The following is a 9,636-nucleotide window of genomic DNA, read 5'->3' as shown; positions in this document are numbered from 1 at the left end:
TTCAATCAATCGGTCTATATTCACAGTCACGTCGAAACGCCGTTCGGCCCCCGCCGCCTCGGCGGCGGCGGCATCTGGCAGTATCGCCCCGAGAATGGCCGGCTGGACGTCTTCGCCCGGGGGTTCGTCAACCCCTGGGGGCACCACTACGACCGCTTCGGCCAGAACTTCGCCACCGACGGCGCGGGGTTCGAAGGGATCGCCCACGTCGTCCCCGGGGCAAGCTATACCGCCATCAGCAACCCCGAGCGTTTCCTCCACGGCCTGAACCCCGGCAGCCCGAAATACTGCGGCGCGGTCATCGCCAGCGGCCGACACCTGCCGGAGGAACTCGCCGGGAACCTCGTGACGAACGACTTCCGCGCCAATCGCGTCGTCCGCTTCGCGCTCGAACCCGACGGCTCCAGCTTCGTCTCCCGGGAACAAACGCCTTTGATCCGTTCCTCCCACGTCGGCTTCCGACCGATCGACGTCTTGATGGGTCCTGATGGCGCGATCTACGTGGCCGACTGGTACAACCCGATCATCCAGCACGGCGAGGTCGATTTCCGAGACCCCCGTCGCGACCAGGAGCGCGGCCGCATCTGGCGGATCACCGCCAGGGACCGCCCCCTCGTCGAGCGTCCGGACCTGGCCGATGCCCCCGTCACCGAACTGCTCGACACCCTGACCGCCCCCGAAGGCTGGACCCGCGAGGCCGCTCGCCGCCTGCTCAAGGAACGCGGCCCCGAGGCCGTCTTGCCCGCCCTCAGCCGGTGGGCCGCTGCCCTCGAACCCACCGACGGAGACGCCCGCCTCGAAGCCCTCTGGCTCCATCAATCGCTCGACCAGGCCGATCCCGCCTTGCTCGCGTCGATGCTCGAATCGACCGACCCGAATCTCCGCGCCGCCGCCGTCCGCGTGGCCGGGGCCTGGCACGATCGCCTCTCCGATCCCGTCGCCACGCTCGCCCCGCTCGCGGTCGATGAGCACCCGCGCGTCCGGCTCGAAGCCGTCCGCGCCCTGGCCCTCGTGCCCGACCCGGACGCGGCCGAGGTCGCCCTGCGAGCCCTGGCACTGCCCGTGGATACGACCCTCGATTACGCCCTGTACCTCACCGCCGTCGAGACGGCGCCGCTCTGGCTTTCCTCCGTGACGGAAGGTGCGTCCGACCTGGGCGGGCCCGAGCCGCTGGCGTTCGCCCTGCTCGCGGTCGGCTCGCCCGAAGTGATCGATCCGTTGATGCGTCTCGTCCGGGCCGGCGAGCTCCCCGAGCGGTTCGAGCCCGACGCACTGGCCCTGATCGGTCGACTCGGTCAGCCCGACGACCTTCGCCGCGTCTTCGATGCGTCGCTCGACCCGGCCGCCCCCGACGATCGCCGCGCCCGATTGCTCGACGCGCTGGCAGGGGCCGCCCGGGAGCGGTCCGTCCGGCCCTCGGGACGACTGGACGAGGTCGCCGCCCTCATCGCCGAGCCAGAGGTGCCCGCCTCCGTCCGTGCCGCCGCGGCCCGTGCCGCCGGGGCCTGGACGCTCGACCCCCGGACCTCCGGCGTGCTGGGCCTGGCCACCGAGGCCGACGCCCCGGTCGAGGCCCGCCGATCGGCCTTGCTCGCCCTGGCCGAGTCGGGCAACGCCGACGCTCGCCGCCTCGTCGCCGAACTGGCCGCCTCGGCCACTCCCCCCGCCGTCCGCGCCGGGGCGATCGACGCCCTCGCATCCTTCGACCTGAACGCCGCCGCCGCGCAGGCCGTCGCCACCCTGGGCGACGCCGAGTCCGGGGCCAACCCCTCGGCCCTCGTCGCCGCCCTGGCCAATCGTCGAGGGGGCCCCGAGGCCCTCGTCACCGCCCTCGACGGCGCCAGCCTGCCGCCCGACGCCGCCAAGCTCGCCGCGCGGGCCGCCCGCTCGGCCCGCCGAGACGATTCCTCACTTGCCGATGCCTTCAATCGTGCCGGTGGCCTCGATGCCGATCCGGAACCGGCCACCCCCGAGCAGGTCGCCGCGCTCGTCGCCGACCTCCGCACCCAGGGCGACCCGGCCCTCGGCGAACGCATCTATCGGCGCGAGGAGATGCAGTGCATCAAGTGCCACGCCATCGCCGGGGCGGGGGGGAAGGTCGGCCCCGGCCTCGAAAGCATCGGCGCCAGTGCGCCCGACGATTACCTCGTCGAGTCCCTCTTGCTCCCCAACAGCGCCATCAAGGAAGGCTATCACGCGATCGTGGTCGCCACGGACGACGGCCGCATCCTCAACGGCATCCCGATCCGCGAGACGGCCGATCAACTGGTCCTCCGCGATGCCGAGGGGGCCGAGATCGCCATCCCGGCCTCGTCGATCGAGGAGCGTGCGCTCGGCGGCTCGCTCATGCCGAACGGGCTGGTCGATCCCCTGACCCGCGCCGAATTGCTGAACCTCACCGCCTTCCTCGCCGCCCTGGGCGAGCCGGGCCCCTACGCCATCGGCACCGACGTCGTCGCACGATCCTGGGAGGTCGTCGTCCCCGACGGCCCGAGCGGCGAGGCGATTCGCCGCGCCGGCCTGGAAGAAGCCGTGGCGAGCAACGACCCGCGATTCTCGTGGCAGGCCGTCACCACGCTCGTCTCGGGCGTCCTGCCGCTCGACGAGGCCCCGGCCTTCACCGCCTACGCGAACGCCCCGCCGCTGTCGATCGCCCGGGTCACCTTCGAAACGAGTGCCGCCGGGGCCATCCGGGTGAAGCTCGATTCGGGCGACGGACTGCTCATCTGGCTCGACGGCGTGCCCGTCCCCCCCGCCGAGGCCATCGATCTGGCGGCCTCTCCCGGCCGCCACCGCCTGACCTTCGCCATCGATCGCCGGGCCCGATCGGCCGACGGCCTTCGCGTCTCGTTCGAGGACGTGCCCGGATCGGCCGCCCGCGCCCAGCCCATCGCGAGCAACGAGTGACGGCGCGTTCGCCTGTTCTCATGACTGGAAACCGATTGCCGTGTCCCGACCCTTCCCTCCTCACGAGGGTGGGAAGGGACACGGCAATCGACCCTGTCGTCCGCTGCTCGACCGCCCCTCAGGGCCGGATCAAGGCCAGGCCCGACTCGCGGTCGAGGACCTTGTGCAGGTGCTCCGGCTGCTCGTCGATGATGACTTCGAGCGTCGGCCGGACTCGGCCCGATTTCAAGTGGCCCCCGACCGTCGAGCCGTCGCGACGCCCGAGCACCACGTGAACGTGCACGGCCGGCTCCTCGCCATCGAGCGCGATGTCGCCCAGCAGCGAGAGGACCTCTGTCTGCTCGGGGACCGGGATCGGCTCGTACTCCTTCGATTCCCAGTGGAAATACGCGAGCGTCGCGTCCTGCAGCGCACCGATGGCGGTGATCCGAGAACCGCGCAGGTCCATCGCCTTGGCGAAATCGAGCAGGCCCGACATCACCTCGTCGCCGGTTTCGAAAATCAACGCATAGGTGCGCAATCCATCAGACTCATGCAAGAGTTTGTGTCTCATCGACCCTGATTCTCCGAGAGTGCGAATGCCGTCGCCCCGCCCAGCGCCCCGCCGAACATGAGTGCGGCCCCCGCGGCCACGGCCATCGGGGCCCAGGGCGGCGTCGGATTCCAACGACCGAGCGGCTCATACGCCTGCTCGGGAAACGGCCTGCGCGAACCGGTCGGCCCTTCGTGCAAGGCCATCTGCAAGACCTGTGCCGTATGCAAGGCCCCGCGATCGGTCAGGTGGGCCACCTGCTGCCGACAACTGAACCCATCGGCGATGACCAGATCCATCGGGTCGGCCTCGCGCACCGTGGGGGCGAGGACCCGTTCGCCGGCCCCCACCGACACCTCGTACTTCTCCGGTTCATAGCCGAATGAGCCGGCCAGGCCACAGCATCCCGAATCGAGCCGGTCGAAGTCGAGCCCGGCACGGCCCAGGATCTCCATCTCCGGCTCGAGGCCCATGATCGCCTCGTGATGGCAGTGCCCGTGCAAGATCGCCTTCATGTTCAGTTGCGGCGGCTCGTAGCCGTTTGCGCAATCACGCAAGAACTCGCCCAGTGTGAAGGTCTGCCGGGACAGAGAGTGCGCGAGATGATCTCGCGGGAACAGTTCGGTCATCTCATCGCGGAAGACCGAGACACAGCTCGGCTCCAACCCGACGATGGGAACGCCCGCCCGGATCTCGTCGTGGAGCGTGCCCAAGATCTGCCGGAGCATCCCCTGCGCGGTTTCGAGGAATCCGAAATCATAAAGCGGCCTCCCGCAGCAGAGGGGGGCCCGGGGCGAGAGCACCTCGAACCCGGCATCCTCCAGCACCTCGACGGCCGCGATCGCCGTCTGCGGGTGGAAGTGGTTATTGAACGTATCGGCCCAGAGGATCACCGGCGGCTTGCCCACATTGCGCGGGGGCCGCTTCGCCCACCACCGGCGGAACGTCATCGGTGCAAAGGCCGGCATGTCGCGATGGGTCGTGATCCCCCCCATCACCTGCGCCAGCTTCCCGACCCCCGGGGCCTGGGCCAACGCATTGGACAGCGTGGGCGCGGCCGAGGCGAGCCGGGCCCACCAGTGGATCAGCCCCATGGAATAGGCCGCCCTGGGCCGGAGCCGATCCTTGTGGTGGTGGTACATGAACTCCGCCTTGTACGTGGCCATGTCCACGTCCATGGGGCATTCGGTCTTGCACGCCTTGCACGCGAGGCAGAGGTCGAGCGCCTCCTTCACATCGGTGTTCGAGAATCCGCCCCGGATCGTATCGCCGCGCAGCATTTCATTCAGAAGGTGGGCGCGGCCCCGGGTCGAATGCTTCTCCTCGCGTGTCACCATGTAGCTCGGGCACATCGTCCCCGAGTCTTTCCGGCACTTGCCCACCCCCACGCACCGCTCGGTCGCGTACGCCAGGCTGCCATGATCGTTCGTGTACTTGAAGATGGTCGGGGGGTCGTCAGGCCGGTAACCGGGGCCGAGCCGGAGCGACTCTTCCGGGGCATACGGATCGACCACCTTGCCGGGGTTCATCTTCCCCATCGGGTCCCAGATCGACTTGAACTCCCGGAACGCCTCGACCAGCTCGGGCCCGAACAGCTTCGGCAACATGGCCGACTTCGACTGACCGTCGCCATGTTCTCCCGTGAACGACCCGCCATGGCGGGCGACCAGATCGGCCGCCTCATCGAGGAACGACCGATAGGCCCGAACACCTTCGATGCTGGTGAAGTCGAAGGTGATTCGCGTATGCACGCATCCCTGGCCGAAATGCCCGTACAACGACCCGTGATATTCGTATCGGTTGAGCAACGCCCGGAAGTCGCGCAGGTAATCGCCAAGCACCTCCGGAGCCACCGCGGCATCTTCCCAGCCTTCCCAGGTATCGGGCAATGCCGGGACGCGAGCCGTGGCCCCAAGCCCCGATTCCCGCAACTGCCAGAGAATATGCTGGTCGTCCGGGTCGGCCACCACCTTCATCACGGGCGGATGCGGCGCCCTCCGAAGGGCTTGCTCCACGGCCTCGGCCTTGGCGACCGCCTCCTCATGCGTCTCGCCGCCGAATTCGGCAAGGAGCCACCCGTTGCCCTCCGGCAGCCGCTTCACGTCCTCGACGCTCATGTCCTTCTTCAACATGTCTTCGCGGAGGATCCGGTCGATTCCCTCAAGGCCGACCGGCCCGTATCCCATGATCGTCGGCACGTGATCGGCGGCCTCGAAAATGCTGGGATAGCCGAGCACCAGCAAGGCCCGATGCGGCGGGTTGTGCACCAGGTCGAGCGTCGCCCCCAGGATCGCGACGCAGGTCCCTTCCGATCCGACCAGCGACCGGGCCACATGAAATCCCTTCTCGGGCAAGAGATCGTCGAGGTTATACCCTGACACCCTGCGCGGGATCTTCGGGAAGCGTTCCCGGATCAAGGGGGCGTACCTGTCCCGCAGTCGCCGCAATTTCCGGTAAATCTCCGCCTTCCGCCCTCCCCGGGCGACGATCGCGTCATACTCCTCGTCGCTCGTCGATCCCACGGTCATCCGGCACCCGTCGTAGGTCAGCACGTCCAGCGCCCGAACCTGATCCGACGTCCGGCCGGAGCCGTGCCCCATGATCGAATGCACGCCGCACGAATTATTCCCGAGCATCCCTCCGATGGCGTTGTACTCGTGCGTCGATGTATCCGGCGGAAAGACCAGGCCGTACGGTCGCAGTTCCTCATTCAGGTGGTCATAGACCTTTCCCGGCTCCACGCTGGCCCGTCGACCTTCGGGATCGACCCAGTTCGTGTGATTCAGATATTTCGAGTGATCGACGATCACCGCGACCCCGATCCCACTGCCCGTGAGCCCCGTCCCGCCCCCCCGGCTCACGATCGGGGCACCGTACCGGCGGCTCACGGTCACCGCCTCGGTCACCGCGTCCACCGTCCGGGGCACCACGACCCCCAATGGCACATGACGATAATTCGAACCATCCGACGCATACAGCGCCCGACTCCCGGCATCGAAGCGCACCTCGCCGTCCACTCGGTCACGCAGCGAGCGTTCCAGGCCCCGAACATCAAGATCCTGCGTGTAGACGTCAGGCCCGGCACCGCGCTGCATGCTTGCGGTCGAGGTCACGTTGATCGACATGGCTCTGAGAACTCCGGGTCATCGTGACGGGATACTTCGCCGAGGCTGCGGCACGCCTCGTTCCGGGTCAGACCGCAAACGCCTCGGCATCGGCTCGCTTGAACTCCAGGCCCAGGCCGGGCCGCGCCCGATCGGGTCGGAGTACCCCTCGATCGGGCCTCGGCGCCCCCTCGAAGAACAGGGATTCAATCCGAGCGTGATCGACGAAATCCTCGGCGTGGATCGCCCCTGCGACCGCGCAGCAGAGGGTCGCGTGCAGGCTCGGGGCGCAATGAGACGACAGAGGAATCTGATGCGTTTCGGCCAGTGTCCCGGCCTGCAGGAAGCCCGTGATCCCCAGGCACCGCGTCGCATCGGCCTGGATGAGATCGACCGCGCCGCCGTCGAGAAGCCGGCGGATGTCGAGCGCGTCATATGCATACTCGCCCGCGACAATCGCGATGCCGGCCGGCACCCGATCGCGCAACAACCTCAACCCCTCCACGTCATCCGACGACACTGGCTCCTCGAACGCGGAGACTCCCTGCTCGGCGAACGATTCAGCCAGGGCCAACGCCTGTTTCCGTGAATACGCAGCATTGGCGTCGACAAACAGCGCGACCTCCGCACCGATGGCCTCTCGAGCGGCCCGAACGCGATCGGCGTCGGCCCCCGGATCGCGGCCGACCTTCATCTTGACCATGGAGTACCCCTCGGCCGCCCAGCCGCCGACTTGCTCCTTCAACTCATCCCGAGATTGCGATGTGAACCCTCCGCTCGCGTAAGCGGGGATGCCTGGTCGACTCAGACCCATCAGATCCGCGATCGAAACATCGAGCAGCTTCCCTTTCAGGTCCCAGAGGGCGACATCCACCGCCGAGATCGCCGTGGCCGCGATCCCCGAACGTCCCACGTTGCGCACTGCGTCTCGCATCGCTTGCCAGCACGACGGGATATTCATGGCATCTCGACCGGAGACGACCGGCCCCAGCACGCGACGGCTCACATCGGCCGCCGACGCATCGCCATACGTGTACCCGATTCCCGTCTGCCCCGCGGCCGAGACCTCGACCAGCACCATCGTCGTTGCGTCCCACGCCAACGTCCCATCCGACTCGGGCCCCTCGGTCGGAATCCGATAGGCCGAAGCACTGAGGCGATCAATTCGGGCGTCGGGTCGAGGCATCGCAGCCGCCTTCACTCACTCTGATTTTGAGTCGTTCTCGCTTGACTGAGCGAGTTCGAACAACCGGCTCTCCCGCCCGACACCGCGCGGTGTCGGGCGGGAGATCGGCACCGTCTCCCTGTGCGACCCACTCAGATCAACTCGCGAATCTTGTCTTTCAAGACGGTGCTGACGATCTCGGTCCCATCAGGCTGGCCTCGCAGCAGGCCCTTGGTGAACTTGTAGGCCTGGTCGGGGGTCGCCTGGGCGGGCATCGGCGGGGTGAACTGGTCGACGGTCGCCTCGACGATCGCCGGTTTGTCCGACGCGAACGCCGCCTCGAGCGCCGGTCGGACCTCGTCGGGCCGCTCGCAACGGTAGCCCTCGCCCCCGCAGGCCTCGGCGAACTTGGCGAAGTCGATCGGGTGCAGGTCCACGGCGAACTCGGGGTTGCCGAGGAAGACGATCTGTTCCCACTTGATCTGCCCGAGGTAATTATTCTTGACGATCACCACCTTGATCGGCAGGTCGTACTTCACGGCCGTCACGAAATCGCCCATGAGCTGGGTGAAGCTGCCGTCCCCGGCGAAGGCGACGACCTGGCGGTCGGGATAGGCCGCCTGGGCGGCGATGGCGTAGGGCAGGGCGGGGGCCATCGTCGCCAGCGTGCCGGAGAGGGAGAACCGCATCCCCTTGCGCATCATGATGTGGCGGGCCGCCCAGGTCGTGATCGTCCCCGAATCGGTCGTGACGATCGCGTTGTCTTTCAGCAGCTTGCTCACGGTCCCGGCCAGGACCTGCGGCTTCATCGGCTCGTCCTGCATCTCCTGATAGGTCTGCATGCGGTCGTCCCACTCCTTGCGGTAGGACATGATCTTGTCGAAATACGTGCGATCCTGCTTGCGCTTGAGCATCGGGATCAGCTCGCCGAGCGTCGCCCCGGCGTCTCCGGCCAGGCCGACCTCGACCGGGTAGCGCAGGCCGATGCGCGAGGGGTCGATGTCGATCTGCACGGCGCGGGCCTGGCCGGGCTCGGGGTACCATTTCAGGTACGGCATGCTCGTGCCGACCAGCAGCAGGGTGTCGCAGCCCTCGATGGCCTTCTCCGAGGGCAAGGTCCCGAGCAGGCCGATGCCGCCGGTCGTGTACGGCGAGTCGTCGGGGACGACGTCCTTGCCGAGCAAGGCCTTGATGATCGGCGCCCCGAGCATCTCGGCGATCTGCTCCAGCTCGTCGCCGGCCCCCCGGGCCCCCTGCCCGCACAGGATGGCGACCTTCTCGCCGGTGTTGATGACCTCGGCGGCGGACTCGATCTGGGCCCGGTGCGGGACGACGATCGGCGGCCTCCAGTTCTTGGAGGTGTGGCCGGGGATCTTCTTCATCGACTTCGGATCCTCGTCGAGCGTCCAATCCTGCATGTCGACCGGGCAGGTCAGGTGGGCGACGCTCCGCGAGTTCAGGGCCGACCGGCAGGCGGCATCGACGACCGTCTCGGCATGGCGTGCGCCCATGATCATTACATTATAGGCGGCCACGTCCTTGAAGAGGGTCATGATGTCGATTTCTTGCTGATACTGCATCCCGATCTGGTCGTGGAAGGTGTGGCCGGTGATGGCCAGGACCGGGGCGTGGTCGAGCTTCGCGTCGTAGAGTCCGTTGAGCAGGTGGATGGCCCCCGGGCCGCTGGTGGCCATGCAGACGCCCAGCCGGCCGGTGAACTTGGCGTAGGAGGTCGCCATGAAGGCCGCCGACTCCTCGTGCCGCGTCTGGATGAAGCGGATCTTGTCCTGGGCGACGCGGAGGGCCTCGAAGATGCCGTTGATGCCGTCCCCGGGCAACCCGAAGATGGTATCCACACCCCAGTCGATCAGCCGTTCGACGAGAATTTCACCAGTCGTCTTGGCCATGAGATTGAGACTCCCTCAGGC

5 protein-coding genes are annotated in these 9,636 nt (G+C 67.7%); 1 reads left to right on the top strand and 4 read right to left on the bottom strand.

Annotation, left to right across the window (positions count from 1 at the left end; translation table 11 throughout):
* The coding region (locus tag AB1L88_RS26285) for a HEAT repeat domain-containing protein (protein WP_367099691.1) at window positions 1–2,907 on the top strand (2,907 nt) is incomplete at its 5' end.
* Between the two features lie 118 nt (window positions 2,908–3,025).
* Here the strand turns inward: AB1L88_RS26285 and AB1L88_RS26280 are convergent.
* The 4 genes from AB1L88_RS26280 to AB1L88_RS26265 form a co-directional block, all read right to left on the bottom strand.
* Entirely contained in the window at window positions 3,026–3,460 is a 435-nt protein-coding gene (locus tag AB1L88_RS26280) for a PPC domain-containing DNA-binding protein (protein WP_367099690.1), read from the bottom strand.
* On the bottom strand, window positions 3,457–6,564 hold the full coding sequence (locus AB1L88_RS26275; protein WP_367099689.1) for an FAD-linked oxidase C-terminal domain-containing protein: 3,108 nt from the start codon (window positions 6,562–6,564) through the stop codon (window positions 3,457–3,459). The genes AB1L88_RS26280 and AB1L88_RS26275 overlap by 4 nt, the downstream gene beginning before the upstream one ends.
* A 67-nt stretch (window positions 6,565–6,631) precedes the next feature.
* Window positions 6,632–7,729, bottom strand: a complete 1,098-nt coding sequence (locus tag AB1L88_RS26270) for an enolase C-terminal domain-like protein (protein ID WP_367099688.1) — start codon at window positions 7,727–7,729, stop codon at window positions 6,632–6,634.
* A 131-nt stretch (window positions 7,730–7,860) separates the two neighbouring features.
* The gene (locus tag AB1L88_RS26265; RefSeq protein WP_367099687.1) at window positions 7,861–9,615 is read right to left on the bottom strand and encodes a thiamine pyrophosphate-dependent enzyme; all 1,755 of its coding nucleotides are present in this window, start codon (window positions 9,613–9,615) and stop codon (window positions 7,861–7,863) included.
* Window positions 9,616–9,636: the final 21 nt, after the last annotated feature.

The sequence above is a fragment of the Tautonia sp. JC769 genome (assembly GCF_040717455.1).
Taxonomy (GTDB): Bacteria; Planctomycetota; Planctomycetia; order Isosphaerales; family Isosphaeraceae; genus Tautonia.
This window is presented reverse-complemented; position numbering and strand designations above follow the sequence as displayed.